This window comes from Lentzea sp. NPDC005914 (assembly GCF_040629405.1).
Lineage (GTDB): Bacteria > Actinomycetota > Actinomycetes > Mycobacteriales > Pseudonocardiaceae > Lentzea.
Genome location: NZ_JBEXVQ010000006.1, coordinates 249,321 through 274,997 on the forward strand (window position 1 = coordinate 249,321; position 25,677 = coordinate 274,997).

General features: G+C 68.7%; 26 protein-coding genes. 6 read left to right on the forward strand and 20 right to left on the reverse strand.

The features are described 5' to 3' along the window. Positions 1-142: 142 nt before the first annotated feature. From smc to ABZ345_RS11050, 4 genes are read right to left on the reverse strand one after another with little or no spacing between them, the layout of a single operon-like run. A complete protein-coding gene (gene smc, locus ABZ345_RS11035) occupies positions 143-3,802 on the reverse strand; it encodes a chromosome segregation protein SMC (RefSeq protein ID WP_359845500.1) in 3,660 nt (1,219 codons plus the stop codon). Between the two features lie 60 nt (positions 3,803-3,862). Continuing rightward, positions 3,863-4,492 (reverse strand): zf-HC2 domain-containing protein, encoded by a 630-nt coding sequence (locus ABZ345_RS11040; RefSeq protein WP_359845503.1) that lies wholly within the window; start codon positions 4,490-4,492, stop codon positions 3,863-3,865. Further along, positions 4,489-4,995 carry a sigma-70 family RNA polymerase sigma factor gene (locus tag ABZ345_RS11045; RefSeq protein WP_359845505.1) on the reverse strand — a complete coding sequence of 169 codons (507 nt, stop codon included), beginning with the start codon at positions 4,993-4,995 and terminating at the stop codon, positions 4,489-4,491. Before ABZ345_RS11045 ends, ABZ345_RS11040 begins: the two co-directional genes overlap by 4 nt. Positions 4,996-5,028: 33 nt before the next feature. Beyond that, positions 5,029-5,301 (reverse strand): acylphosphatase, encoded by a 273-nt coding sequence (locus ABZ345_RS11050; protein WP_359845508.1) that lies wholly within the window; start codon positions 5,299-5,301, stop codon positions 5,029-5,031. 81 nt (positions 5,302-5,382) lie between these two features. Here ABZ345_RS11050 and ABZ345_RS11055 point away from each other — a divergent pair, with 81 nt between their 5' ends. The 3 genes from ABZ345_RS11055 (at position 5,383) to ABZ345_RS11065 (ending at position 7,214) form a co-directional block, all read left to right on the forward strand. Continuing rightward, positions 5,383-6,108, forward strand: a complete 726-nt coding sequence (locus ABZ345_RS11055; protein ID WP_359845511.1) for a CAP domain-containing protein — start codon at positions 5,383-5,385, stop codon at positions 6,106-6,108. Positions 6,109-6,129: 21 nt separating this feature from the next. Next, the gene (locus ABZ345_RS11060) at positions 6,130-6,579 is read left to right on the forward strand and encodes a hypothetical protein (protein ID WP_359845514.1); all 450 of its coding nucleotides are present in this window, start codon (positions 6,130-6,132) and stop codon (positions 6,577-6,579) included. 134 nt (positions 6,580-6,713) lie between these two features. Beyond that, positions 6,714-7,214, forward strand: coding sequence for a hypothetical protein (locus ABZ345_RS11065; RefSeq protein ID WP_359845517.1), 501 nt, complete (start codon positions 6,714-6,716; stop codon positions 7,212-7,214). On the opposite strand, the gene ABZ345_RS11070 is transcribed toward ABZ345_RS11065, so the two are convergent. Both ABZ345_RS11070 and ABZ345_RS11075 read right to left on the reverse strand, forming a co-directional pair. After that, on the reverse strand, positions 7,211-7,891 hold the full coding sequence (locus tag ABZ345_RS11070) for a response regulator (RefSeq protein ID WP_359845519.1): 681 nt from the start codon (positions 7,889-7,891) through the stop codon (positions 7,211-7,213). The genes ABZ345_RS11065 and ABZ345_RS11070 overlap by 4 nt on opposite strands. Next, positions 7,888-10,404: a sensor histidine kinase KdpD gene (locus ABZ345_RS11075; RefSeq protein ID WP_359845522.1), complete on the reverse strand. Its 2,517-nt coding sequence runs from the start codon at positions 10,402-10,404 to the stop codon at positions 7,888-7,890. The genes ABZ345_RS11070 and ABZ345_RS11075 overlap by 4 nt, the downstream gene beginning before the upstream one ends. A gap of 303 nt (positions 10,405-10,707) precedes the next feature. On the opposite strand from ABZ345_RS11075, the gene ABZ345_RS11080 reads away from it, so the two are divergent. Then, positions 10,708-11,148, forward strand: a complete 441-nt coding sequence (locus ABZ345_RS11080) for a MarR family transcriptional regulator (protein ID WP_359845525.1) — start codon at positions 10,708-10,710, stop codon at positions 11,146-11,148. Between the two features lie 33 nt (positions 11,149-11,181). On the opposite strand, the gene ABZ345_RS11085 is transcribed toward ABZ345_RS11080, so the two are convergent. The 9 genes from ABZ345_RS11085 to ABZ345_RS11125 form a co-directional block, all read right to left on the reverse strand. Then, positions 11,182-12,291: a hypothetical protein gene (locus ABZ345_RS11085; RefSeq protein WP_359845527.1), complete on the reverse strand. Its 1,110-nt coding sequence runs from the start codon at positions 12,289-12,291 to the stop codon at positions 11,182-11,184. Then, positions 12,288-12,614 carry a PadR family transcriptional regulator gene (locus tag ABZ345_RS11090; RefSeq protein ID WP_359845530.1) on the reverse strand — a complete coding sequence of 109 codons (327 nt, stop codon included), beginning with the start codon at positions 12,612-12,614 and terminating at the stop codon, positions 12,288-12,290. The genes ABZ345_RS11085 and ABZ345_RS11090 overlap by 4 nt, the downstream gene beginning before the upstream one ends. A gap of 157 nt (positions 12,615-12,771) precedes the next feature. Beyond that, positions 12,772-13,365 (reverse strand): PASTA domain-containing protein, encoded by a 594-nt coding sequence (locus ABZ345_RS11095; RefSeq protein ID WP_359845533.1) that lies wholly within the window; start codon positions 13,363-13,365, stop codon positions 12,772-12,774. 7 nt (positions 13,366-13,372) lie between these two features. After that, the gene (gene mutM / locus ABZ345_RS11100; RefSeq protein ID WP_359845536.1) at positions 13,373-14,230 is read right to left on the reverse strand and encodes a bifunctional DNA-formamidopyrimidine glycosylase/DNA-(apurinic or apyrimidinic site) lyase; all 858 of its coding nucleotides are present in this window, start codon (positions 14,228-14,230) and stop codon (positions 13,373-13,375) included. A 1-nt stretch (position 14,231) separates the two neighbouring features. Beyond that, entirely contained in the window at positions 14,232-14,432 is a 201-nt protein-coding gene (locus tag ABZ345_RS11105; protein WP_045310608.1) for a hypothetical protein, read from the reverse strand. 8 nt (positions 14,433-14,440) lie between these two features. Beyond that, entirely contained in the window at positions 14,441-15,244 is an 804-nt protein-coding gene (gene rnc, locus ABZ345_RS11110) for a ribonuclease III (RefSeq protein ID WP_359845539.1), read from the reverse strand. 16 nt (positions 15,245-15,260) lie between these two features. Continuing rightward, entirely contained in the window at positions 15,261-15,443 is a 183-nt protein-coding gene (gene rpmF / locus ABZ345_RS11115) for a 50S ribosomal protein L32 (protein WP_030467958.1), read from the reverse strand. A gap of 2 nt (positions 15,444-15,445) precedes the next feature. Continuing rightward, on the reverse strand, positions 15,446-16,027 hold the full coding sequence (locus ABZ345_RS11120) for a YceD family protein (RefSeq protein ID WP_359845543.1): 582 nt from the start codon (positions 16,025-16,027) through the stop codon (positions 15,446-15,448). 170 nt (positions 16,028-16,197) lie between these two features. Further along, entirely contained in the window at positions 16,198-16,914 is a 717-nt protein-coding gene (locus ABZ345_RS11125; protein WP_359845546.1) for a DivIVA domain-containing protein, read from the reverse strand. A gap of 145 nt (positions 16,915-17,059) precedes the next feature. Here ABZ345_RS11125 and ABZ345_RS11130 point away from each other — a divergent pair, with 145 nt between their 5' ends. After that, positions 17,060-17,452 carry a GNAT family N-acetyltransferase gene (locus ABZ345_RS11130; protein WP_359845762.1) on the forward strand — a complete coding sequence of 131 codons (393 nt, stop codon included), beginning with the start codon at positions 17,060-17,062 and terminating at the stop codon, positions 17,450-17,452. A gap of 159 nt (positions 17,453-17,611) precedes the next feature. On the opposite strand, the gene coaD is transcribed toward ABZ345_RS11130, so the two are convergent. The 5 genes from coaD to ABZ345_RS11155 all read right to left on the reverse strand — a co-directional run bounded on the left by coaD (position 17,612) and on the right by ABZ345_RS11155 (position 24,056). Then, on the reverse strand, positions 17,612-18,094 hold the full coding sequence (coaD, locus tag ABZ345_RS11135) for a pantetheine-phosphate adenylyltransferase (protein WP_359845549.1): 483 nt from the start codon (positions 18,092-18,094) through the stop codon (positions 17,612-17,614). A 53-nt stretch (positions 18,095-18,147) separates the two neighbouring features. Continuing rightward, positions 18,148-18,702: a 16S rRNA (guanine(966)-N(2))-methyltransferase RsmD gene (rsmD, locus tag ABZ345_RS11140; RefSeq protein WP_359845552.1), complete on the reverse strand. Its 555-nt coding sequence runs from the start codon at positions 18,700-18,702 to the stop codon at positions 18,148-18,150. An 81-nt stretch (positions 18,703-18,783) separates the two neighbouring features. Then, positions 18,784-19,467, reverse strand: a complete 684-nt coding sequence (locus ABZ345_RS11145) for an SDR family oxidoreductase (RefSeq protein ID WP_359845555.1) — start codon at positions 19,465-19,467, stop codon at positions 18,784-18,786. A gap of 20 nt (positions 19,468-19,487) precedes the next feature. Beyond that, positions 19,488-20,561: an MBL fold metallo-hydrolase gene (locus tag ABZ345_RS11150; RefSeq protein WP_359845558.1), complete on the reverse strand. Its 1,074-nt coding sequence runs from the start codon at positions 20,559-20,561 to the stop codon at positions 19,488-19,490. 117 nt (positions 20,562-20,678) lie between these two features. Continuing rightward, positions 20,679-24,056: a pyruvate carboxylase gene (locus ABZ345_RS11155; RefSeq protein ID WP_359845561.1), complete on the reverse strand. Its 3,378-nt coding sequence runs from the start codon at positions 24,054-24,056 to the stop codon at positions 20,679-20,681. Positions 24,057-24,374: 318 nt separating this feature from the next. On the opposite strand from ABZ345_RS11155, the gene ABZ345_RS11160 reads away from it, so the two are divergent. Continuing rightward, on the forward strand, positions 24,375-25,661 hold the full coding sequence (locus tag ABZ345_RS11160; RefSeq protein ID WP_359845564.1) for a hypothetical protein: 1,287 nt from the start codon (positions 24,375-24,377) through the stop codon (positions 25,659-25,661). The last annotated feature ends 16 nt before the right edge of the window (positions 25,662-25,677 follow it).

Consider the following 25,677-nt stretch of genomic DNA (forward strand, 5'->3'; position numbering starts at 1 on the left):
CAGGCGCCGGGCTGCGTCTGCACGGTGATACGGGGGACCTCCCTCCCCTAAGAGGAAGGTCACCGCGCACGGCGCAGCCCTACGTAAAGGCCGCGGTCGGGGTTGGTCTTAGCCCCCCAGGCACCGCCCCGACCGCCCTCTTCTAGGCCTCGGCCGGCACGTCTCCTGGCACGTCTTCCGCCGGCGCGTCTTCCCGCACGTCTTCTGGCGCCTTCGCCACCGCGACGGCAGGCGCCTGCTCGTGGGTGCGCAGCCGCTGCGAGATCACCTGCGAGATGCCGTCACCGCGCATCGAGACGCCGTACAGCGCGTCCGCGATCTCCATGGTGGGCTTCTGGTGCGTGATGATCAGCAGCTGCGACCGTTCCCGCAGTTGCTCGAACAGGCCGATCAGGCGGTGCAGGTTCGTGTCGTCCAGCGCCGCCTCGACCTCGTCCATCACGTAGAACGGTGAGGGGCGGGCGCGGAAGATCGCGACCAGCATCGCGACCGCGGCCAGCGACTTCTCGCCACCGGACAGCAGCGACAGGCGCTTGACCTTCTTGCCGGGCGGGCGGGCCTCCAGCTCGATGCCGGTGGTCAGCATGTCGCCGGGCTCGGTCAGCACCAGACGGCCGTCGCCACCGGGGAACAGGACCTTGAAGACGATCTCGAACTCGCGCGCCACGTCCTCGTAGGCCGACGTGAAGACCTCGAGGATCTTGTCGTCGACCTCCTTCACGACCGTGAGCAGGTCGCGGCGGGTGTCCTTGATGTCCTCGAGCTGGGTCGAGAGGAACTTGTAGCGCTCCTCCAGCGCCGCGAACTCCTCCAGCGCCAGCGGGTTGACCTTGCCCAGCAACGACAGGTCGCGCTCGGCACGCTTGGCGCGGCGGGACTGGGTGTCGCGGTCGTACGGCATCGGCTGCGGCTCGGAGACCTGCTCGCCGCGTTCCTTGGCGGCCTGGTACTCGGCCATCTCGGCGGCCGAGGCGGGCACCATGACGTCGGGCCCGTACTCGTTGACGAGGTCTTCCAGGCCGATGCCGAAGTCCTCGGAGATCTTGGTCTCCAGCGTTTCGATGCGCAGGCGCTGCTCGGCGCGCAGGACCTCGTCGCGGTGCACGGCGTCGACGAGCTTCTCCAGCTCGCCGGACATCTCGCGCACCAGGTTGCGCACCTGGGTCAGCAGAAGTTCGTGCTGCTGACGGCGTTCCTGGGCCTGGTCGCGCTCACGGGCGGCGCGGTGCAGCGAAATTTCGATGCGCTCCAGCGCCTGCTCACCGCCACGGGCCACGGCCTTGGCGACCAGGGCACCGCGCGCACGGTGCTGCGTCGCACGGGCGTGACGTTCACGGGCCTCACGCTCGGCGCGCGCGGCACGGCGAAGGCCTTCTGCCTTGCCCTGCAACGCACGTGCGCGCTCCTCGGCCGTGCGCTGCACAAGACGTGCGTCCATCTCGCTCTGACGCGCAGAAGCGAGCTCAGCGGCCAACGCGTCGCGCTGCTCGGTGTCCGGCTCGTCGTCGAGGGTCTGCTCCTCCTCGGCCATCAGCAGCCGCTCTTCGAGCTCGCCCAGCTTCAGCAGGGCTTCCTCGCGCGACCGCTCGACCTTGGCGCGCTGCTCGGTGATGCGGCTGACCTCGGCCTCCGCGGACCGCACCGCGGCGCGCATCCGGTTCAGCCGCTCGCCGGAGCGGGCCTGGCGAACCTTGGCCTCCTGCATGGCTTCCTTGACCGCGTCGAGCACCTTGCGGCGAGCCTGCTGCTCGGCACGGGCGCCTTCGAGCGCGGCCGAGGCGTGCTCCAGCGCGCGTTCCGCGGTCGCCAGGGCTTCCTGCGCCTCGTCGACGGCCGCCTGGACCTCGATGACGCTCTGGCCACGGGCACCCGAGCCACCGATCGCCCAGTCCGTGCCGAAGATGTCACCCTCGCGCGTGACGGCGCGGACGTTCAGACGAGCCGCCGTGTCCAGATCCTCGACCACCGCAAGGCGATCGAGCGCGCGGGCCAGTGCCGGACGCAACGCCTCGGGCGCGTGCACGACGTCGATGGCCCACCGCGCGCCGTGCGGGAGGTAGCCCCACTGCGAGGTGTCCACAGTGGACCCGTGCGAGCCGATCAGTACACCGGCGCGGCCGGCGTCCTTCTCCTTCAACAGCTTCAGGGCCTGCAGCGCGCCGTCGCCGGACGACACCGCGACGGCGTCGGCGATCGGGCCGAGTGCGGCTGCCAGCGCGACCTCGAAACCGGGCTCGACGGTCAGCAGTGCCGCGACAGAACCCAGCAGCCCCGGCACATCTGACGCGAGCAGCGCGCCCGCACCGTCCTTGCGCGTCAAGCCCAGCGAGAGTGCGTCGACGCGCGCGCGCCACGACGCGATGTCTCGTTCCGCGGTGCGTTCGGCCTTCACCAGCTCCTCGACGCGCTGCCGTGCCGCGTCGTTGGACTGCACGGCGTGTCGGTGGCGTTCGTCGAGCCCGCTGTCGCCCTCGTCCTCGTAGCCGGTGACCGCCTGCGCCTCGGCCAGTTCCATCGACGCGAACTCGACGCGTTCGGAGGCCTCGACGACCGTGACGGAGAGACGTTCGATCTCCTCGGCGGTGGCGTTCGTCTTGCTGCGCAACGCTTCCACCTGACCCGACAGACGGGCCAGGCCTTCACGGCGGTCGGCGATCGCGCGGACTGCGGCGATGTGCGCCTTCTCCGCCTGCGACACCATGCGCTCCAGCTCGGACCGCGTCTCCACGGCCTCCGCGAGCGCGATGCGCGCCTCGGTCACGCCTTCCTGGAGCTCCAGCTCCATCTCGGCGGTCTCCTCGGCCTCGCGGTCGAGGTCGTCCGGGTCGCGGCCGCGCGAGGGCGCGTCCACGTCGGCGGACAGGTGCCGCGCCCGTTCCGCGGCCAGCCTCACCGTGCCGCGAAGACGTTCCTCCAAAGCGGACAGCCGGTACCAGGTGTCCTGCGCGGCCTGCAGCTTCGGCGAGTCGGCGGCGACCCGCTCCTCCAGCTCGTTCTGCTGGTACTGCGCCGCCTGCAACGACTTCTCGACCTCGGCGCGGCGCTCGCGGGCCTTCGCCTCGTCGTGTTCCTCCTGCGCGATGGCCTCTCGCTGCGTGACGAGGTCGTCGGCGAGCAGGCGGAGCTTGCTGTCTCGCAGCTCGGACTGCACGACCTGGGCGCGGCGAGCGATCTCGGCCTGCTTGCCCAACGGCTTGAGCTGGCGGCGAAGTTCGGTGGTGAGGTCGGTGAGGCGCGTCAGGTTCGCTTGCATCGCCTCGAGCTTGCGCAGCGCCTTTTCCTTGCGCTTGCGGTGCTTCAGGACACCGGCGGCCTCCTCGATGAAGGCGCGGCGTTCCTCCGGCTTGGACTCGAGGATCGCGGCGAGCTGGCCCTGACCGACGATCACGTGCATCTCGCGGCCGATGCCGGAGTCCGAGAGCAGCTCCTGGATGTCCATGAGACGGCAGGAGTTGCCGTTGATCTCGTACTCGGTGGCGCCCTCGCGGAACATCCGGCGGGTGATCGACACCTCGGTGTACTCGATCGGCAGCATGCCGTCGGAGTTGTCGATCGTCAGCGTCACCTCGGCGCGACCGAGCGGCGCGCGGCCGGACGTGCCGGCGAAGATGACGTCCTCCATCTTGCCGCCGCGCAGGTCCTTGGCGCCCTGCGTGCCCATCACCCAGCGCAGCGCGTCGAGCACGTTGGACTTGCCGGACCCGTTGGGGCCGACCACACAGGTGATGCCGGGCTCGAAGCGCAGCGTGGTAGCCGAGGCGAAAGACTTGAAGCCTTTCAGCGTCAGGCTCTTGAGATGCACGCGGGGCAGAGTACCCAAACGCTTGCGTTGGATGCGTGAGGCGGGCCGTGACCTGCGTTTCTATGGACGGAGAGTAACCAACAATCCGCTGTCGTCCGACACTTCCAGGTGATCTATTTGATCTACCCGGAACGACGTGGAACCGGGAATCCGCTCGTCAGGTGCGTGATCCGAGCCCCACCAGCCGCCGATCTCACGCCGGCCCTGCCGGTCGAACACCATCACCTTGCAGCGCGCGCCCGGCTTGACGCCCGCGAACATGAACCACATCTCCGTGCCCCACGACCGGGTGACCATCGCGACGCTGGCGTCGACCCCCGTCGCCTGGTCTTTCGCGACCCACATCGGCTCGGTCGCGGGCTGCGACGACGTGGGCGGCGCGGTCGAAGGCGGTGCCGACGGCAGGAACAGGATGCCGCCCGCCAGCGCGAGCGCCGCGAGGACGGCCGCGCAGACGACGAGCACACGGCGCTGATGGTTCGGCTTGGGCGGGCTGACGGGGATCTCGTCGAGGTTCTCGACGTCCTCCAGGCTCAGGCGGCCCAGCAGGCCCGGCAGCGGGGCCAGCCGCAGCATCTCGGCCTGGCAGGCGTCGCAGCCCGACAGGTGCTTCTCGAACGCGGACCGCTCCTTGAGGTCGAGCGACCCGAAGAGGTAGGCGCCGACGTCGACGGTGAGCTGGCAGCTCATGCCTCGGTCACCCCTCTTTCCTCCAGTGCGTCGCGCAGCGCCCGCAGTGCGTAGAAGCAGCGCGACTTGACCGTGCCCGGCGGGATGCCGAGCGTCTTGGCGGCCTCCGCGACGGTGCGGCGGCGGTAGTACAGCTCGATGACGACCGTCCGGTGCTCAGGCGTGAGCGCCCGCAGCGCCGACGCGATCTGCCACGTCTGCAGCACGTGTTCGACCTGGTCGCTCACCGGCGGCAGGTCCACCGGTTCGAGCGGCACCTCGGTCGCGCGTGCGTTGCGGCGGCGGTATCCGGAGATCACCAGGTTCTTGGCGACCGTGTAGAGCCACGGTGCCGCGTCGTCCGGTTTCAGCTCGTCGTAGTGCCGCCACGCGCGGAGCAGTGTCTCCTGCACAACGTCCTCCGCCTGCTGATAGTCGCCATCGACCAGCCGCAGCACGTAGTGCAGCAGCGGGCCTCTCCAGCGGTCGTACAGCTGGATGAGGACGTCTTCGGCGGAGTCCACGCTCCCTTACTACGCCACTTCTTTCGGGAAGGTTCAGCGCTCGACGAAGCCGGTCAGGTCACCCCGCGCGTCCGACCACTGCTCACCGACGGAGTCGACGTAACCAGGGGTTTCACCCGAACGGAGCGCCTTCAGCAGTTGTTCACACTTCTCGCGGGGACCCTCGGCCACCACCTCGACCCGTCCGTCCGGCCGGTTCGAAGCACTGCCCACCAGGCCCAGTTCTAGCGCCCTGGCTCGCGTCCACCAGCGGAAACCGACTCCCTGAACCCGTCCTCGCACCCACGCGTTTAGTCGCACGTCCACCTCCGAATGGTTGCGTAGTCACCCAAGGTGATCGAAGACGCACTCGGGGTTTATCACCCATTAGTGGTACGGTGCCGACCCGTGAGTGCCCGCAGCCTCTTAATCGGCCTGCTGATCGGTGCAACCGGCGTAGGCGGTCTCGCCTTCATCGGCACCTCCCCTCTCGGCATCAGTTTCACGACTGCCGCGCAGCAGGAGAGCACCGACGCAGCGAACCAGTTCGGCACCGGCAACGCGGCAGCACCCAACAGACAGACGCCCTCCGACAACACGGGCGTCGGCGTTCCGGCTTCGTCGTCTTCTTCTTCCGCTCCCACCACCTCGTCGACGACGGCAGCCCCCTCTTCCGCTTCTTCTTCGTCAGCGGCCCCCACCACCACGACGGCGCCTCCCGAAGCGCCGAAGCCGCCCGCCCAGCCGCCGCAGCCCGGGAACAAGACCCCGGAGCAGGCCGTCCTGGAGATCGTGAACGACCACCGCGCGGCGAAGGGCTGCAAAGCCCTCGTCATCGACGACCGCATCACGACCGCGGCGCAGGGTCACAGCGCGGACATGGCCAACAAGGGCTACTTCGACCACGTGTCACAGCCGGAGAAAACGACGTTCGCCCAGCGCATGAAGGACGCGGGCTACCCGAAGCCCGGCGGCGAGAACATCGCGATGGGCTACGCGACGCCCGAGGCGGTCATGGACGGCTGGATGAAGTCGTCCGGTCACCGCGAGAACATCCTGAACTGCAGCTTCACCGCCATGGGCGTCGGCCTCGACACGCGTGGCAACTACTGGACCCAGAACTTCGGCTACTGACGGTTGAGCAGGGGAAACTTCGTGTACGAGAGCCCGGAACCGGACTCGCGCTCGCGCTTTCGCGGTGCACCGCAGATCATCCTCGCCGCCTCCGGCGTCGTTCTGGCGACCGTCTTCGCCGCCGTCGCCTCGCTCGCGGCCGGTTCGGACAACGCCGCCGAGCCCCCGGCGACGCAGCCGCAGCGCAAGGAGGCCGTGCGCGACGCCCTGAGCATCGTGCCGACGACCGTCCCCACCTCTTCTTCGGTCGAGCTGACGTCGTCCTCCGTGCCGGAGACCACGACGTCGACCACTACGACCGCGAAGAAGACCCCGCGCGTCACCACCATCACGCGTCCTGACGGCACCACAACCACCGTCACGACCGATGACACCCCGCCGGTCGTCACGTCGACTACGACGTCCACCACCACGACCACCACAACCACGACGACGACCACCACGACGGACCCGTCCTCAACGACTCCGTAGGCGCAGGGTTACGCCCGTCGCCGCCTAGTGACGCAGAGCTACACGAAGGTGTGGCGTGACTGAGGCTTTGGTGCGTTTCCGCCGATAACTCGAACGCAAGTCCATCCGACCGGGTTTCCCACGAGGAGATGGGTGTGTTCGAGGAAGATCATCCGCAGTCACCAACCGATCCCGCGCCGCCGAAGAAGCGCGTGGGCACGGCCGTCATGCTGGCTGCGGGCGGCGTGGTGGTGGCGACCCTGTTCGCGACCGTCGCGTCCATGCTCGCCGCGTCCGGCCACGAGGCGACCCCGGAACGCACGTCCGCGGACGTCGTGCAGACCATCACGAGCGTCGCGCCGGACGGCAGCACCAGCACCGTCGTCGTCACGGTGTCGTCGAGCGCCGGCAAGCCGTCGGCCAAGCCGGACCGCAAGCAGGCCGCGCCGCCGAACGAGCAGCCCAAGCCGGGCGCTCCGCAGCAGCAGCCCCAGCTGACGACGAACCCGGCCGAGCCGACGGAGACGCACAGCAACCCGCCCACGTCGTGGACCGAGCCGCCGGCGTCCACCTCTTCTTCGGCGTCGTCGACGACGACCGCGCCGCCGTCATCCTCCTCGTCGTCGAGCTCGTCGACGCCGGCCCCGAAGCCCTAAGGCTCGAACCGGTACCCCATGCCGGGCTCGGTGAGCAGATGCCGCGGCCGGGCCGGTTCCGGTTCCAGCTTCCGCCGCAACTGCGCCAGGTAGACCCGCAGGTAGTGCGTCTCCTTCTCGTACGCGGGGCCCCAGACGTCCCGCAGCAGCTGCTTCTGGGCGACGAGCTTCCCGGCGTTGCGCGCCAGCACCTCCAGCAGGCCCCACTCGGTGGGCGTGAGGTGCACCTCGGCGCCGTCCTTCAGCACCCGCTTGGCCGCCAGGTCCACGGTGAACGAGGCCGTCTTCACGACCGGCTCGTCCTCGGGGCCCGTGGCGGCCGAGCGGCGGACGGCGGCGCGCAGGCGGGCCAGCAACTCGTCCATGCCGAACGGTTTCGTCACGTAGTCGTCGGCGCCGGCGTCCAGGGCGTCGACCTTGTCGGTCGAGTCGGTGCGGGCGGAGAGGACGATGATCGGCAGGGTGGTCCAGCCGCGCAGGCCCGCGATCACGTCCGTGCCGTCCATGTCCGGCAGGCCGAGGTCGAGAATCACGACGTCGGGCTTGCCGTCAGCGGCGAGGCGCAGGGCGGTGGCACCGTCGTGGGCCGTGAGCACGTCGTAGCCCCGTGCCGAGAGGTTGATCCTCAGCGCGCGCACGATCTGCGGCTCGTCGTCGACCACCAGTACCTTCGTCACGAAACCCTCTCATCCACCGGCAGCGAGATCACCACGGTGAGGCCACCACCGGGCGTGTCCTCCATGGTGATCGTGCCTCCCATCGCCTCGGTGAAGCCCTTCGCCACGCTCAGACCGAGACCAACGCCACCCGGCGTGCGGTCGCCCAGGCGCTGGAACGGGGCAAAGACCTCGTCCGCGGTGCCCCTGGGCAGGCCGCGGCCGTGGTCGACGACCCGCAGCTCGACCTCCGAGCCGTGCGCGGACGCCCTGATCGCCACAGCACCGGCGTAGCGCAGCGCGTTGCCGACGACGTTCGCGATCACCCGTTCGAGCAGACCGACGTCGGCGCGCACGGGCGCGAGCGACTCCGGGACGTCGACCTCGATGTCGCCGTTGAGCCCGCTCAACGCCCGCGCCACAGCTTCGTAGTAGCCGACGGCGCGGAACTGCGGCTCCACGGCGCCCGTGGCGAGGCGGGACGAGTCGAGCAGGTTGTCGACCAGGCCGGTCAGCCGGTCCGCGGACTCCTCGACGGCCTCCAGCAGCTCGGCGGTGTCCTCGTCGGACAACTTCAGCTCCGGGTCGCGCAACGAGCCCACGGACGCCTTGATCGAGGTCAGCGGTGTGCGCAGGTCGTGCCCGACCGCGCTCAGCAGCGCGGTCCGCAGCTCGGTCCGCGACGCCTGGCGCTGGGTTTCGAGCGCCTGCTCGGCCATGCGTTGCTGCCTCAACGCGAGCAGCGCCTGCCCGGCGGCCGCCTCCAGGACCCGGCGGTCGGACGCGGGCAGCGAGCGGCCGCGCAACGCCAGGTGCACGTCCGGGGTCACCGCGATGTCGACGTCCGCCTCGTCGGGCTCGTCGCACGGGCTCGCTCCAACGCACGCCACGCGTTCCCACTCGCCGTCGGCTCGTTCCAGCAGCGCAACGGACTGCAGGCCGAAGTTCTCCTTCACCTTCTCCAGCAGCCGTGCGAGCGGGAACGGGTTCGTCAGCACGGTGCGCGCGTACGACGCGAGAAGCGTGGCCTCGGTGCGTGCGCGGGCTGCTTGCGTGGCGCGACGGGCTGCGTAGTCCACCACCAACGCCGTGGACACACCCACGACGATCATCGCGAAGAAGGTGAGCACGTTCTGCTGCGCGTCGATCGTGAACGTGTAGAAGGGCTCGGTGAAGAAGTAGTTCAGCAGCAACGCGTTGATCAGCGCCGCCGTGATCGCCGGGCCCAGTCCGCCGACGATCGCGACCACGAGCGTGACCAGCAGATACGCGATGACGTTCGTGGAGAAGTTCAGGCTGCCGCGCATCGACGCACCCGCCGCCGTCACCAGCGAGGGACCGGCGACCGCGAGGAACCAGCCCCACGCGAGCCTGCTCGGCTTGAGCGGGCTGCTCACGAACCGGGCGCGCCAGCCGCTGGTCGTCGCCGGGTGCGTGACCATGTGGACGTCGATCGCGCCGGACTCCTGCACGACCGTGGAGCCGATACCTGCGGAGAACGCGCGCGCGAACCGTGAACGACGCGATGTGCCGACCACGAGCTGAGTGGCGTTCACCCCGCGCGAGAACTCCAGCAATGCTGTTGGCACGTCATCGCCGACGACGGTGTGGAACGTGGCACCGAGGTCTTCGGTGAGCTTGCGGTACTTCTGCAGCGAGTGCGGGTCAGCCCCGGCAAGACCATCGCCGCGTAGGACGTGCACGACCAGAAGGTCGCCGCCCGCGCGCGTGGCGATGCGGCGCGCGCGTCGGATGAGCGTCTCGCTCTCCTTGCCACCGGTGATGGCGACGACGACACGTTCGCGCGTCTCCCACGTGTCGGTGATCTGCTGCTCGGCCCGGTAGCGCATCAACGCGACGTCGACCTGGTCCGCGACCCAGAGCAGCGCGAGCTCCCGCAGAGCGGTGAGGTTGCCGACGCGGAAGTAGTTGCCGAGGGCCGCGTCGATCTTGCTGGCCGCGTAGACGTCGCCGTGCGCGAGCCGGCGCCGCAACGCCTCTGGTGTGAGGTCGACGAGCTGCATCTGGTCCGCTTTCCTGACAACTTCGTCAGGTACGGTTTCTTGCTGCGGGACGCCTGTTATGCGTTGCACGACGTCGTTGAGCGATTCCAGGTGCTGAACGTTGACGGTGGAGAGCACGTCAATCCCGGCTTCGAGGAGTTCCTCGACGTCCTGCCACCTTTTTGCATTACGAGAACCCGGCACGTTCGTGTGCGCGAGTTCGTCGACCACCGCGACCTCGGGCGCGCGGGCCAGCACGGCGTCGACGTCCATCTCCGTGAGTTCGACACCGCGATGCGTGGAGTGCCTGCGCTGGACGATTTCCAGGCCCTCGACCAGATCGGCGGTCTTGGCCCGGCCGTGGGTCTCCACAAATCCGATGACCACATCTGTGCCGCGTTCCCGCCGCCGGTGCGCTTCGCCCAGCATGGAGAACGTCTTGCCGACGCCAGGAGCGGCTCCGAGGAAGATGCGGAGCTCTCCACGCCTTGTTTTCGCACTCACCTGACCAGTCTGCTCCTGGCCCCGCATGGGCTGTTCGGGGGTACGTGCTGCGCCGCTCGGCGATACACGTGCTCCTTCCCACATCTTTGGCCAGAGATCTGTCCTGTTGAATCATGCTTCAGCCCGGCGCCCGTTCGAGTGAGCTTCGCTGCGCTTTTTACGCCGTTTACCAGCACATTTAAGTGTGCCGGACGCGCGCCGTGACACCCCGCGTCACCACAACGGCCGAATGGGTTATCGGCAGTTGGCGGATAGCGCGCGGAGCGTGAATGAGGGAAAGTGCCATGGTTCGTGTCCGAATTCGGACAATCACATGCGCGCGGAGAAACGATGCCCACCACCGTCACCAACCACGAGGCACTTCAACTCGTGGTGGCCGTGCACCGGCTGGTGCGAAGTCTTCGACAGGCCGCTCCGGCCCGTCGTTTGCAACCCACCCAGTTATTGGTGCTGTCAGAACTGAGCGCCCACGGCCCGATGCGGATCGGCGAGATCGCGGTGCGCGCGCTGTGTTCGCAGCCGACCGCGACAACCGTCGTGACCAGCCTCGAGTCCACCGGCCTCGTGCGAAGAGAGCCTGACGCCGCCGACGGCAGAGCGACGATAGTCGTGCTCACCGAAGTCGGTCGCGAGACGATCCTGTCGCTCAATCACGGCGAGGCCGAACTATTGAGTGAAAGAATGTCCGAACTTTCGCCGGAAGACAGGGACCACCTGCGTTCGGCCATGCCGATATTGCGCCACCTGGCCGAACCCCAGGAAAACAAGTAGGAGCGGGACCCCCCGACAGGTCCCGCTCCAGGATTACTTGCTGGGTGACACAGAAGTAGGTGGCACCGGGCTCGAAGTGGCGCTCCCAGAAACAGGCGGCGACGTACTCGGCGAAGTACTCGGCGTTGATGACGGAGCGGACATGCTCGGTGCCACCGTGTAACAGGTGCCGTTCTCGTAGTCGATCTTCGGCCGCGGATACCTGTTCACAGGAATCATCGGTTCCGGACCGCTGCCACCACAGCCGTAGAACGGGCGGCCGTTGATGGGATTGCCGTCCTCGTCGTACAACAGCACGTTGGTGAGCAACTTGCCGTTCTCGTCGTACGCGTAGATGTTCTCGTACGACCGCACGTTCGGCACGGACTCGTACGCCGACGACCTGTTGTTGTACGCGAGGTTGTTCGCGGTCACGTCGATCACCTGAAACAGCAGTCCCACCGCCAGCGCCGAGGCCGGCAGGCTGAACCACAGCCACCGCCGGTCGATCTTGGCGCGCGGGCCTGCGAACACCGACAGCACGGCGATCCCGGCGATGAACAGAAACCCGAGGATGTCGCGGCCGGCCAGCAACACGGCGCCGAGCCCGAGCAGGCCGGCCCGCGCCAGCCACCACGCCGGCTGCAACGACCGCAGGTAGGTCAACGCCCGTTCCGCCGGCGTGCCCGTCTCCGGCGTGAGCCACTGCTTGATCCTGATCGTCTCGGGCAGCGCCATGATCTCGGCCTGAGTCGGCCCGCGGTCGTGCACCAGCGCCAGACTGAGCACCAGGATCACACCCGGCAACAACAGGACCGCCGGTTCACGCAGAGCCGCGACCCCCGCGAGCAGCGTGATCCCGGTGGCGATCACCAGTCCCCACGCCGCCGCCCGAGGCCTGCTGAACAGGCCCTTCTTGGTCGTCACCGGCAGCCGCTCGGTCCGCGGCGGATACCCGGCGGCCTGCCGCAGCTCCTGCGCGTACTGCTCGGGCGACCCGAGCCGCTGCTCGAGCGTCTCGTTCTCCGCCAGCTCGGTCGACAGCTCGGCGACGTGCGCGCTGACGTCCTCCATGATCTCGGCGACCTCGCCGGGCGGGAGGTCGTCGAGGGCCGCACGCATCCCGGCCAGGTAGTACTCGACCCCGAGTGCCTGCGTGTTCATGCTGCGACCTCCTCGAGCAGGCCGTCCAGCGTGCTGGCGAACGACCTCCACGTCTCCCTCGACTCAGCCAGGCGCACCCGCCCGGTCTCGTTGATGCTGTAGTACTTGCGGTGCGGCCCCTCTTCGCTGGGCACCACGTACGAGGTCAGCATCCCGCCGTTGTAGAGCCGCCGCAGCGTCCCGTACACCGACGCGTCACCCACGTCGTTCAATCCCCCGGCGCGCAGTCTGCGCACCACGTCGTACCCGTACCCGTCGTCCTTGCGCAGAACCGCAAGGACGGCCAGGTCCAGCACCCCTTTGAGCAGCTGACTCGTGTCCATGGCCCCTCCGACCCGCTCTTCCGCCGTGAACACTACTACGCAGTGCGCAGTACTGTCTAACGCGTTACTGCTTCGAGATGACAGGGCTGGCGAAAAGGGGTCGGCTACAGGACGTCCACGAGCGGACGCCGGTTGTCACCGAGGGAAGGAAACGAGCTCAGCTCTTGCAGCCGGAGGCGCCGGTCGGCTCGCCGAACTTCACGGCCCCCAGCGTGATCTTGGTCTTCGGGTCGGGAGTGCTGCCCGCAGAGGCCGACTGGCTCACCACGACCCAGTTCCGGTCGACGACCTGATTGCGGCCCTGGCCGGTCGCGTCCTCGGATCCGAGCAGGTAGAAGCCCGCGGCCTGCAACGTGTCCTGCGCCTTCTGCAGATCCAGGCACACGACGTTCGGCACGGTGCCCTTGGCGGGCGGTGCCTGACTGGACGAAGGATCGGTCGGCTTGCGCACCTTCAGCGTCACCTGCGTGCCGCCGGGCACCTCGGCGTCAGCTTCGGGCGACTGCGAGACGACCACCCAGTTCGACGGTTCGAGAATCGGCCTCTTCTGGCCGGTCGCGTCCTCCTCCGTCACGCGGTAGCCGCGCGCCGCCAGGAGCTCTCGCGCCTCACTGAGCCGCAGGTCAGCGACCTTCGGGACCTTCGACGTGCCCTGACTGGACGAAGTGGAGGGCTGGTTGCCACGGCCGACCGGCTCACCGCCGGTGCAGCCGGCGAGAGCGAGCAGCAGGAGGGCGACGAGGATCTTCATGCGCGGCTCAGATGCGAGGACGAGGCTGGCAGCGCGGACAGGAGTACGACGAGCGGTTCATGAACGGCTCACGGATGATCGCCGCCCCGCACCGCTTGCACGGCCGGTTCTCCTGGCCGTAGGCGTTCAGGGACCGGTCGAAGTACCCGGACTGCCCGTTGATGTTGACGTACAGGGCGTCGAACGACGTCCCACCCTGCCCGAGCGCCTCACGCATCACGTCCGTGGCGTGATCCAGCAGCTCAGCGGCCTTGACCTTGGTCAGCTTGTCCGTCATCCGGGTGCCGTGCAGCCGGGCGCGCCAGAGGGCCTCGTCGGCGTAGATGTTGCCGATGCCGGACACGAGGGTCTGGTCGAGCAAAGCGCGTTTGATCTCGGTGTGACGCAGGCGCAACGCACGCACGGCAGCATCACGGGAGAAAAGAGGGTCCATCGGGTCGCGAGCGATGTGGGCGACCGTGTCGGGGACCAGGGTGCCGTCGACCTCGACGAGTTCGGCGAGAGCCAGGCCGCCGAAGGTTCTTTGGTCGACGAAGCGCAGCTCCGGACCGCCGTCGGCGAACCGGAACCGCACTCGAAGATGTTTCTCGTCCGGAGCCTCAGCAGGCTGAACGAGCATTTGGCCGCTCATGCCCAGATGGGCCAGCATGGCGGCCTTGTCGGCCAGTTCGACCCAGAGGTACTTGCCGCGGCGCTTGGCTGCAACCATCGGTTGCGAGACCAAGCGCGCGCAGAAGTCCGCGGAGCCCAGGTCGTGCCGGCGGATGGCGCGTGGGTGCAGAACCTCTACCGAGGCGATGACCCGGCCGGCGACGTGGGCTTCGAGGCCGAGGCGAACCACCTCGACCTCCGGGAGTTCGGGCACGTCAGGCTTCGGACTTGCCCTCGTCGACGGGCTGCGCCTCGATCACGGCGGCCTGCGGCTTGGTGGGCTTGAGCACCCACACGCCCGCACGGCTCGTGTCCCTGACCAGCACAAGTCCCTGGATGCCTCCGTTGCGGGAGGTGTTCACCGGGCCGCGAGCGGAGCGCGTGCGGCGGTTGGTGCGGTACCTGGTCGCATACATTGCGTATCTCAGTCTTCCTCGGATGGGAGGGTCCCTGGCGTCACCGAGGCGCCGTTCTGTCCGTTTGCGGACTTGGCCGCCTCCTGCTCGGCCTTGACCCGCTCCGACAGAACATGATAGGCCGCTTCAGCGGCTTTCTGCTCGGCTTCCTTCTTGGTGCGCCCATCACCCTTGCCGTAAGGCTGGCCACCGACGAGCACCGTGGCGGTGAACTCCTTGCGGTGGTCCGGCCCCTGGTCGTCCACGCGGTACTCCGGGACGCCGAGACTGGCTTGAGCGGTGAGCTCCTGCAGGCTTGTCTTCCAGTCCAGTCCAGCACCCAAAAGCGGAGCTTTGGCCAAGAGTGGATCGAACAGCCGGTGAACGAACGCTCGTGCGGTATCGATACCGAACTGCAGGTACACCGCACCGATGACGGCTTCGAGGCCGTCGGCGAGGATGCTCGCCTTGTCCCTGCCGCCGGTCAGTTCTTCGCCACGACCGAGCAACAGGTGTGCACCTAGCCCGCCTTCTCCCAGGTCACGCGCTACGCCCGCCAGAGCGTGCATGTTCACCACGCTGGCGCGGAGCTTCGCGAGCTGACCTTCGGGAAGGTCGGGATGAGTGCGGTAGAGGTGGTCGGTGACGACCAACCCGAGCACGGCGTCTCCCAGGAACTCGAGACGCTCGTTCGGCGGAAGACCGCCGTTCTCGTACGCGTAGGACCTGTGGGTGAGCGAAAGCCCGAGCAGCTCGGCGTCCAACTGGACGCCGAGCGCTTCGGACAAAGACGCGCGGTCAGCTTGCGGAGCGCGCGGCGGCTTTCCCCCCACTACGTAACCGAGGAGATCAGGCCGGCTGAGCGACCTGGCGGCCAGCGTACTGACCACAGGCCGGGCAGGCGACGTGCTGCGGCTTCGGCTGGCGGCAAGCCTTGTTGGAGCACGCCACCAGGTGCACGGCAGACGTCTTCCACTGGGAACGGCGCGCACGGGTGTTCGAACGCGACATTTTCCGCTTCGGGACGGCCACGACTACTTCTCCTCCGAGTTGTCATCGCTGAACCGCTCTTGCAACGCGGCCCAACGAGGGTCAATCGTCTCATGCCCATGGTCGGGCCCGAGCTCCGCCCACCTGCCACCACATTCGGAGCAAAGCCCCTTGCAGTCCGGCTCGCAAAGCGGCGCCTGCGGCAGCGCGAGGACGATGGCGTCCCGCACCACAGGCTCGAGGTCGATCAGATCGTTGACGATCCGGCTGACCTCGTCTTCATCAGTGGTCTCGTCCGTGGTGCTGTCCGGCCACGCGTACAGCTCCGTGATCCGGACTTCGACCTCATCGGTGAGCGGCTCGAGGCACCTCGAGCACTCCCCTTCGACCTTCGCGGACGCCGTCCCCGACACGAGCAGGCCCTCCACGACCGATTCGATCAGGAGGTCGAGCTCCACTTCCCCGGACTCGGGCACCGCGATCACCCCGACCAGCCCCACACCTGCGCCGGGGACCGACCTCGCGAGGGGTCGGCTCAGACCGGCGCGACGGCCGATGTCCCTGGTGTCGATGACCCAGGGACTGGATGCTGTGGGACGCGTGGACGCGTGACGATGCTCAGTCATGATTTCGGGTTTTGCCGGCGGGGACCTACCACGTCCAGCCGGTCCAGGGTACGGGACAACGGGCTCACGCGTGAAATCGGCAGGTGATCGCACCTGTCCGACGTAGCGCGAATCACACGTTCAGGCGCCTCGGACTCCAGCTGGTTCGCGAAGAACCGTACCAAGTGCCGCTAAGCGCCGTAGTCGAACGGCGCGGACGCCCCGGCGACGGCCGGACCGCGCAGGTGCGAGCGGCCCTTGCCGACCGACCTGAGCGTGTGCGCGAGGAGGTCCTCGAAGTCCGCGAGCTTGCTGTCGACGTACGCGTCGCACTCCGACCGCAGCCGGATCGACTCGTTCTGCGCGGCGTCGAGCAGACGTGCCGCCTCGGCGTGCGCCGCCCGGACGACCTCCTGCTCGTTGACGAGCCTGGCCTGCTCGGCGCGGCCGTCCTCGGTGGCGCGCTCGTAGTTGGCGCGGCCCGCCTGGATCATCCGCTCGGCCTCGGCGTGCGAACGGCCGACCAGCTCGTCGTACTCCTGGCGGCCGGCGGCGACGGTGCGCTCCGCCTGGTCTTCGGCCTCGGCGATCATCCGCTCGGCACGGGCCCGCGCGTCGGACAGCATCGCCTCGGCCTCGGCCTGCGCCTCCGCGAGCATGCGCTCGGCGTCCGACCTGGCCTTGGACACGCCCGCCTCGGCGTCGTGCTTGGCCTTGCCGACCAGCTCGTCCTTGTGGTCCAGCACGTCCTGCGCGTCGTCGAGCTCCGCGGGGATCGCGTCGCGCACGTCGTCGAGCAGTTCGAGCACATCACCGCGCGGCACCACGCATCCCGAGGTCATCGGAACTCCGCGCGCTTCCTCGACGATCGTGACGAGCTCGTCGAGTGCCTCGAACACCCGGTACACGTCTCACTCCCTAACCCTGTGGCTCCCATACAAGTGTGCCCTGCCGATCTCCCCGAAAGAGGGAGATCGGCAGGGCGTGTCAGGATTTGCCGTGACCTTCGTGATCAGGCAGGCGACCGCGGCCGATGTCGACCCGATCGTGGCGATGCTCGCCGACGACCCGCTGGGCGCCAAGCGCGAGAAGCCGGGTGATCCCGCCTACCTCCGGGCCTTCGAGGTGATCGACGCCGACCCGCACCAGTACCTCGCGGTGGCCGAGTCCGGCGCCGAGGTGGTGGGCACGCTGCAGCTCACGTTCACGTACGGCCTGTCGCGCCTCGGCATGACCCGCGCGACCGTCGAGGCCGTGCGGGTGCGCTCCGACCAGCGCGGCAACGGCCTCGGCGAACGCCTCGTGACCTGGGCGATCGACGAGGCACGCGCCCGTGGCTGCGGTCTGGTCCAGCTCACGACGGACGCCTCACGCACGGACGCACACCGCTTCTACGAGCGGCTCGGCTTCACCGCGTCGCACGTGGGGATGAAGCTAGCGCTCTAGTGGCGCGTCCCGGAACGTCGGCGAGGTAATTCACGCTCAGCAGGGCACCTCGCGGCACCGCCCCCGCGCCCACAGCCAACCAGGATGAGGACGCCGGGGCGGCACCACGATGCACCCGTCTGACCGCGAATTCCCCCGGCAACCTTCCGGGTCACACCACTAGCGCATCTCCGCGAGGCGCTGCTGCAGCCTCTGCTCGATGGTCGCGGGCAGCAGCGTCTTCACGTCGCCGCCGTACGTCGCGACCTCCTTGACCAGCGAGGACGCCAGGAACGAGTACGCGGGCGTGGCCGGCATGAACAGCGTGTCGACCCCGGTGAGCTGGTGGTTCATCTGCGCCATCTGCAGCTCGTAGTCGTAGTCGGTGACCGCGCGCAGGCCCTTCACGATGGCCTTGATGTCGTTCTCACGGCAGTAGTCGACCAACAGGCCGTGCCACGAGTCCACACGCACGTTCGGCCACGGCTGACAGACCTCGCGCAGCATCTCCATCCGCTCTTCGACGGAGAACAGCGTGCGCTTGGTCTTGTTGATCAGCACGGCGACGACGACCTCGTCGAAGAGATGCGCTGCTCTCTCGATGATGTCCAGGTGACCGTTGGTTACCGGGTCGTAGGAGCCGGGCGTCACGGCACGCGTCATAGGCCGGACGTTAGCACCCGATCGGACGCCTCCAGGCGTGTCCGTGGTTCTCGTCACCCATCAGAACGCACCTGGCCCCAGTACACCGCCGTATCGCCGTATCGCTTGGCACGCAAGGATTCCACTTGCTCCGGCCAGGCTGGTTCGCTGCTTCTCGAAGCGCGTTCGACGATCAGCACCGCGTCAGGGGCCAATCTGTCTTTGAGGCCGTGCAGCACTTTCGCGAGCTCGTCGTCCCCCACCGCGTACGGCGGATCCGCGAACACGACGTCGAACCGCTCCCCCTCGGCCGTGACGTACGCCTCGGCCGTCCGGTTGGCGATGACCACGCCGGCGAACCCGAGCTCCCGCGCGTTCGCCTTGAGGACCTCGGCGGCCCGCTTGTCCGACTCCACGAACGTCGCGTGCCCTGCCCCGCGGCTGAGCGCCTCGAACCCCAGCGCCCCCGACCCCGCGTACAGGTCCAGCACCCGCGCCCCGTCGAGGTCCATCATCGCCTCGAGGGAGCTGAACAGCGCCTCCCGCACCCGGTCCGACGTGGGCCTCGTGCCCTTCGGCGGCACCTTGAGCCTGCGACCCCCAGCGGTCCCGGCAACAATTCGCGTCACCGGTTCATGCTCTCAGGTTCGTCCTGTGCCGATGACCCGCACCGCGACGCTCCGCGAGGATCCGCCTTCGACCTCCGTGCGCTAGCGCCCCAGGTGCGCCCCGCCGTTCACCGCCAGCACCTGCCCGGTGATGTGGCCCGCCCGTTCCGACGCCAGGAACGCCACCAGCGCGGCCACGTCCTGCGGTGTCCCCGCCCGCCCGTTCTTGGTCTGCCCGATGAGCGTGTTCAGCCGCTGCTCGGTCATCGAGTCGCCGAAGAACTCCGTGTCGACGATCAAGCCGGGCGACACGACGTTTGCCGTGATCCCGCGCGGGCCGAGCTCACCCGCCAGGTCCGCCGTCCACGCCTCCACCGCTGCCTTCGCGGCGCCGTAGCTGCCGCCGCCGCGCCGGCCTGCGATCGAGCCGAGGGTGATCACCCGGCCGTTGTCGGCGAGCCTGGGCGCGAGTGCCTCGGTGACCAGCACCGCGCTCACGACGTTGGACTCGTAGTTGGCGAGCCACCGGGTCTTGGTGTCGGCGTGGCTGATGACGCCACCCGCGTTGTTGACCAGAACGTCCACACCGGCCGGAAGATCGGCCAGCACGGCGTGGACCGCGTCCGGATCGGTGGCGTCGAACGCCACGTGCCGGACGTCCGGGACCTGGGCCAGCACCTCGGCGCGGCGGCCGGTGATGGTGACGTCAAGTCCTTGTGCGACAAGCTCCAGAGCGATGGCCCGGCCGATGCCGGTGCCACCACCCGTGACCACTGCAGTGCGCATGCATTCCCCCAACGAAGTCGTCAGGCGAGAGCCTGCCACCACCCGTCAACCTCATTTGGCGCGTCCACGTCGACCCGCTCGCCCGGCCTCGGCACCGCCAGCTTCAGACCCCGGGCCTTGGTCTCCCGCCACACCCGGTCGACCGGCTCCGTCCACGAGTGCAGCGCGAGGTTGAACGTCGCCCAGTGCACCGGGATCAGCAGCCCGCCACCGAGGTCCTCGAACGCCTGCACGCCTTCCTCGGGGGTCATGTGGATGTCCGGCCACGCGTCCCCGTACGCCCCGACCTGCATCAGCACCGCGTCGAACGGCCCATGAGCGGCCCCGATGGTCTTGTAGCCGGGGAAGTACCCGGTGTCACCGCTGTAGAACACCGAACGGGACCCGCGCGAGATCACCCACGAGGCCCACAGCGTGACGTTGCGCTGCACGGACCGTCCGGAGAAGTGTTGCGCCGCAGTGCAAGTGAGCGTGAACCCGTCCACCGAGAAGGACTCGTCCCAGTCCAGCTCGACGATCCGGTCCACAGGCACGGACCACCGCAGCAGATGCGCCGCCAACCCCAACGGCACCACGAACACACACGACGACGACGCGACCAACGCGTCCACAGTCGCCATGTCGAGGTGGTCGTAGTGGTCGTGCGAGATCACGACCGCGCTCAGAGCGGGCAAATCCGACAACTCATGCGGAACCGGATGCAGGCGCTTGGGTCCGACGTGTGCCGAGGGCGAGACGCGGTCGCTCCACACGGGATCCAGCAGAACCGCGGCGCCGTCGATCTCGATCAACGCCGAAGCGTGGCCGTACCAGGTCACGTGCAGCCCGGAGGACACCGGCGCGGCGGGCCCCACCAACGGCACCGCGACGGACGGCTTGCGGTCCTCGCCGCCGAAGATGAAGTCGCGGACGGAGAAGGAGTCGCGGTCGGGGACCGTGCTGACTTCCTTGTCGTTGTGGAACTTGCCGTCGCGGTAGCGCGGCGAACGCGACATCTCCACCGGATCCGGTTTGCCGCCCAGCTGTCTGGGCACGTCACGCAACGCCCACGCGACACCCGCCAGTCCGAGCAGGCCGGCCAACGCCTTCTTCATGATCGAACCCTCTTCCCTGACCTGTGCCCGGTGCAACGCAGGGAATGCTCGTTGAGTTCCACACCGCCCGCACGACGAAGGGCCCGGCCAGATGGCCGGGCCCTTCGCGAGAACTAGCTATTCCAGGACGATCAGGAGGTCTCCGCCCTCGACCTGCTGGGCTCCGCGCAACGCGAGGCGCGCCACCTTGCCCGCCTTCGGGGCGGTGATCGCGGCCTCCATCTTCATGGCCTCGATCGTCGCGACGGTCTGACCCGCGTCCACGGAGTCACCCTCCGCCACCGCCGCCGTCACCACGCCCGCGAACGGCGCCGCGACGTGGTTCGGGTTGGCGCGGTCGGCCTTCTCCGCGGCCGGGATGTCGGCCGCCACGGACCGGTCGCGGACCTGGATCGGGCGCAGCTGGCCGTTCAGGGTCGCCATGACCGTGCGAATGCCGCGCGCGTCGGCCTCGGAGATCGCCTCCAGGCCGATCAGCAGCCGGACACCCGGCTCCAGGTCGACGGAGTACTCCTCGCCGGGACGCAGGCCGTAGAAGAAGTCCTTGGAGCGCAACACCGACGTGTCGCCGTAGGCGTCGCGGTGCGCGCGGAACTCCTTCGTGGGCGCCGGGAACAGCAGCCGGTTCAGGGTCGCCCGGCGGTCGTCGACGAGGCCTGCCTCGTCCTGCGCGGAGAGCTCCTCGATCGGCTTCGGGGCCGGGCGGCCTTCCAGCGCCTTGCTGCGGAACGGCTCCGGCCAGCCGCCGGGCGGGTCGCCCAGTTCGCCGTGCAGGAAGCCGATGACCGACGCCGGGATGTCGAACTTGCCGGGGTCGGCCTCGAAGTCCTTGGGAGAGACACCCGCGCCCACGAGGTGCAGCGCGAGGTCACCTACGACCTTGGACGACGGCGTCACCTTCACCAGGTGGCCGAGCATCCGGTCGGCGGCCGCGTACATGGACTCGATCTCCTCGAACTTCTCGCCCAGGCCCAGAGCGACGGCCTGGGTGCGCAGGTTCGAGAGCTGACCACCGGGGATCTCGTGGTGGTAGACGCGGCCGGTCGGGCCGGGGATGCCGGACTCGAACGGCGCGTAGATCTTGCGCACGGCCTCCCAGTAGGGCTCCAGGTCGCACACGTTCTGCAGGTTGAGGCCCGTGGCGTGCTCGGTGTGGTCGGTCAGCGCCACGATCGACGACAGCGGCGGCTGCGACGTCGTGCCGGCCATCGACGCGGCGGCGCCGTCGATCGCGTCCACCCCGGCCTGGATCGAGGCCAGGTAGGTCGCGAGCTGGCCACCGGCCGTGTCGTGCGTGTGGAGGTGGACCGGGAGGTCGAACTCCTTGCGCAGAGCCGAGATCAGGCGTGCGGCGGCGGGTGCCCGCAGCAGACCGGCCATGTCCTTGACGGCCAGCACGTGGGCACCGGCGCCGACGATCTGCTCGGCCAGCTTGAGGTAGTAGTCCAGTGTGTACAGACGTTCGTCCGGGTTGGACAGATCGCTGGTGTAGCACAGGGCGACCTCGGCGATTGCCGTCCCGGTCTCGCGCACGGCCTCGATCGCCGGGCGCATCTGCTCGACGTCGTTGAGCGCGTCGAAGATCCGGAAGATGTCGATGCCGGTGTTCGTCGCCTCCTGCACGAACGCCTTGGTGACCGCCTCCGGGTACGGCGTGTAGCCAACCGTGTTGCGGCCCCGTAGCAGCATCTGCAGGTTGATGTTCGGCACGGCCTCGCGCAGTGCGGCGAGACGCTCCCACGGGTCCTCGGCGAGGAACCGCAGCGCCACGTCGTACGTCGCGCCGCCCCAGCACTCCAGCGACAGCAGCTCGGGCGTCATGCGTGCGACGTGCGGCGCGACGGCGAGCAGGTCCTTGGTGCGCACTCGGGTCGCCAGCAGCGACTGGTGCGCGTCGCGGAACGTCGTGTCCGTGACGCCGACCGCCTTGCTCTCCCGCATCCACCGCGCGAAGCCCTCGGGGCCGAGCTCGGTGAGCTTCTGCTTGGAGCCGGCGGGCGGTTCGGCGTTGAGGTCGGCGATCGGCAGCTTCTCGCGCGGGTCCACCGCGGTCGGGCGGGTGCCGTTCGGGTGGTTGACCGTCACGTCCGCGAGGTAGGTCAGCAGGCGCGTGCCTCGGTCGGCCGAGTGGCGCGCGGTCAGCAGGTGCGGCCGCTTCTCGATGAACGACGTGGTGACGCGGCCCTCGTAGAAGTCCGGGTCGTCCAGAACCGCCTGCAGGAACGGGATGTTCGTGGAGACACCGCGGATGCGGAACTCCGCGATCGCGCGGCGCGCACGGGAGACGGCGAGCTCGAAGTTGCGGCCGCGGCACGTGAGCTTCACGAGCATCGAGTCGAAGTGGGGGCTGATGGCCATGCCCGCGCCGGCCGTGCCGCCGTCGAGGCGGATGCCGGAACCACCCGGCGAGCGGTAGGCGCTGATCGTGCCGGTGTCCGGGCGGAACCCGTTGGCCGGGTCTTCCGTCGTGATGCGGCACTGCAGTGCGGCGCCGCGCAGGTGGACGGTGTCCTGGCTCAGGCCGAGGTCGTCGAGCGACTCACCCGACGCGATGCGCATCTGCGACTGCACGAGGTCGACGTCGGTCACCTCTTCGGTGACCGTGTGCTCGACCTGGATGCGCGGGTTCATCTCGATGAAGACGTAGTGGCCCTGCGGGTCGAGCAGGAACTCCACGGTGCCGGCGTTGCGGTAGCCGATGTGGCGCGCGAACTTCACGGCGTCGGCGCAGATCCGGTCACGCAGCTCGGGCGCGAGGTTCGGCGCCGGCGCGATCTCGATGACCTTCTGGTGACGCCGCTGCACCGAGCAGTCGCGCTCGAACAGGTGGATCACGTTGCCCTGGCCGTCGGCGAGGATCTGCACCTCGATGTGGCGCGGTTCGACCACGGCCTGCTCGAGGAACACGGTCGGGTCGCCGAACGCCGACTCCGCCTCACGTGACGCCGCTTCGAGCGCCTCGCGCAGCGCGGCCGGGTCGTCGACCTTGCGCATGCCCCGGCCGCCACCACCGGCAACGGCCTTGACGAACACGGGGAAACGCATCGTCTTCGACGCTTCGAGCAGTTCGTCGACATCGGACGACGGCGCGCTCGACTCCAGCACCGGCAGCCCGGCCTCGCGGGCGGCGGCGATGGCGCGCGCCTTGTTGCCCGTCAGCTCCAGGACCTCGGCGACGGGGCCGATGAACGTGAGACCGGCCTCACGGCAGGCCATCGCGAGTTCCGGATTCTCCGACAGGAAGCCGTATCCGGGGTAGATCGCGTCGGCGCCGGCCTTGCGCGCGGCCTTGATGATCTCGTCGACGGAGAGGTACGCGCGGACGGGGTGACCGGGCTCGCCGATCTCGTAAGACTCGTCCGCCTTCAAGCGGTGCAGCGAGTTTCGGTCCTCGTGAGGGAAAACGGCGACCGTTCCCGCGCCCAGTTCGTAGGCGGCACGGAACGCGCGAATCGCGATCTCGCCGCGGTTGGCGACAAGAACCTTGCGGAACATCCGTAGCCCTCCCGGGTGTTGCTCGGCGGTCAGTTCAGGCACGTTACCGTGCGACTCTTGCCTGTTGGGAGGACTGTCTCACGTGATGGGTGTCATCCTGATCGGTCTTGTTCGTGAGGATTCTCGCGGTTTGGGCGCTAGGGGGATACCCACCACCCGGTCAGACTCCACCCGGTAGTGGGATTAACCAGATCGAGTGACGATCTTGGTAACCATCTCGGTAGGGTGAGCCATATGGCCGGGGCTGATGGAGCCGGGCAGCCTACTGCCCGCACACCGCATTTCGACGTTGTCCTCCGTGGTTACAACCAGCGACAGGTGAACGAGAGAGTCACTCGCCTGGAGTTCGATCTCAAGAACTCGAACCGCTCCCGAGACGCCGCTGCCGCGCAGGTGGGGGAGCTGACGAAGCTCCTGAACTCGATGCGCGCCGATCTCGACAAGACCAAGCTGCAGCTCCAGAACCTGGCCAACAGTCCCGTGAGCGCGTCGAACGTCACTGAGCGTGTTCGCGTGATGATGTCGCTCGCCGAGGAAGAGATCGCGGACATCCGCAAGGACGCCCTCGACAAGGCGGCCGCGACGCGGGGCGAGGCCGAGAAGTGGGCGGCCGAGCAGCGCGAGAACCACAACCGCCTGCTCGCCGAGACCGAGGCCCGCCGCAAGCACCTCGAGGTTTCCCACCAGCAGCGCACGGCCGAGCTGGACAAGCAGTTCGCCGGCCGCAAGTCCGAACTGGAGGCCGAGTACGCAGCGCTGCGCACCCGGTTGACCTCCGAGCACGAGGCCCTGGTCGCCGAAGTGCGCGCGGACGGCGAGCGCCTGGCCGCCGAGTTCGAGAAGAAGTCCTCCGACCTCGACGCCCGCCGCGTGGAGCTCGACGCCAAGTACAAGGCGTACCACGACGAGCTCGACAAGGAGTACGACGGCCTCAAGTCGACTCTCGCCGCCGAGCACAAGAAGGTGCTGGCGGACGCGCGGTCCGAGGCCGAGCGCATCGCCGCCGAGTCCGAGGCGACGCGGGTCGCCGCGCTCGCGAAGCTCGACGAGGCTCTGGCGTCGAAGCAGGCGGAGGCCGAGCAGGCCGTCGCCGAACTGGAGGCCGAGTCGCTGGCTCGGGCCGAGAAGACGATCGCTGACGCGTCCGCGCAGGCCCTTGCCCTGGTCAGCGAGGCCGAGGAGAAGGCGGCGACGACCCTGCGCGAGGCTTCCGAGAAGGCCACGGCGACCGTGACGGAGGCGACGCAGAAGGCGGCCACCACCGTGCGCGAGGCCGACGAGAAGGCCGCGACCACCGTGCGCGAAGCCGACGAGAAGGCCACCAAGCTGGTTCAGGATGCCGAAGCGCGAACCTCGGCCCTGATCCGCGAGGCCGAGGACAAGTCGGCGGCCGCGGTGGCGCTGTCCGACCAGCGCGCGGCCGCGGCGGCGGACCGGGAGGCTTCGCTGCGGTCGGCGCACGACAACCTGGCCACGCAGTTCCACGCTGCGCAGGCGGCGGTGGAGGCGGCGATGTCGGTGCTCAAGCCGCTGGAGGACGGGTCCGCGGCCGAGGACTCCGGCGATCCGAAGACCGAGCAGTTCCCGCTGCCCCGCCAGAACTAGTGACGCGCTGAACGTT

Excerpts from the sequence above, each read along its gene's own strand:
- ABZ345_RS11040 (WP_359845503.1), bottom strand. The coding sequence starts at position 4,492 with ATGAGCTGCCAGCTCACCGTCGACGTCGGCGCCTACCTCTTCGGGTCG.
- ABZ345_RS11075 (WP_359845522.1), bottom strand. The coding sequence starts at position 10,404 with ATGCGGGGCCAGGAGCAGACTGGTCAGGTGAGTGCGAAAACAAGGCGT.
- ABZ345_RS11080 (WP_359845525.1), top strand. The coding sequence starts at position 10,708 with ATGCCCACCACCGTCACCAACCACGAGGCACTTCAACTCGTGGTGGCC.
- ABZ345_RS11085 (WP_359845527.1), bottom strand. The coding sequence starts at position 12,291 with ATGAACACGCAGGCACTCGGGGTCGAGTACTACCTGGCCGGGATGCGT.
- ABZ345_RS11090 (WP_359845530.1), bottom strand. The coding sequence starts at position 12,614 with ATGGACACGAGTCAGCTGCTCAAAGGGGTGCTGGACCTGGCCGTCCTT.
- ABZ345_RS11095 (WP_359845533.1), bottom strand. The coding sequence starts at position 13,365 with ATGAAGATCCTCGTCGCCCTCCTGCTGCTCGCTCTCGCCGGCTGCACC.
- ABZ345_RS11105 (WP_045310608.1), bottom strand. The coding sequence starts at position 14,432 with ATGTATGCGACCAGGTACCGCACCAACCGCCGCACGCGCTCCGCTCGC.
- ABZ345_RS11120 (WP_359845543.1), bottom strand. The coding sequence starts at position 16,027 with ATGACTGAGCATCGTCACGCGTCCACGCGTCCCACAGCATCCAGTCCC.
- ABZ345_RS11130 (WP_359845762.1), top strand. The coding sequence starts at position 17,060 with ATGCTCGCCGACGACCCGCTGGGCGCCAAGCGCGAGAAGCCGGGTGAT.
- coaD (WP_359845549.1), bottom strand. The coding sequence starts at position 18,094 with ATGACGCGTGCCGTGACGCCCGGCTCCTACGACCCGGTAACCAACGGT.
- ABZ345_RS11145 (WP_359845555.1), bottom strand. The coding sequence starts at position 19,467 with ATGCGCACTGCAGTGGTCACGGGTGGTGGCACCGGCATCGGCCGGGCC.
- ABZ345_RS11150 (WP_359845558.1), bottom strand. The coding sequence starts at position 20,561 with ATGAAGAAGGCGTTGGCCGGCCTGCTCGGACTGGCGGGTGTCGCGTGG.
- ABZ345_RS11155 (WP_359845561.1), bottom strand. The coding sequence starts at position 24,056 with ATGTTCCGCAAGGTTCTTGTCGCCAACCGCGGCGAGATCGCGATTCGC.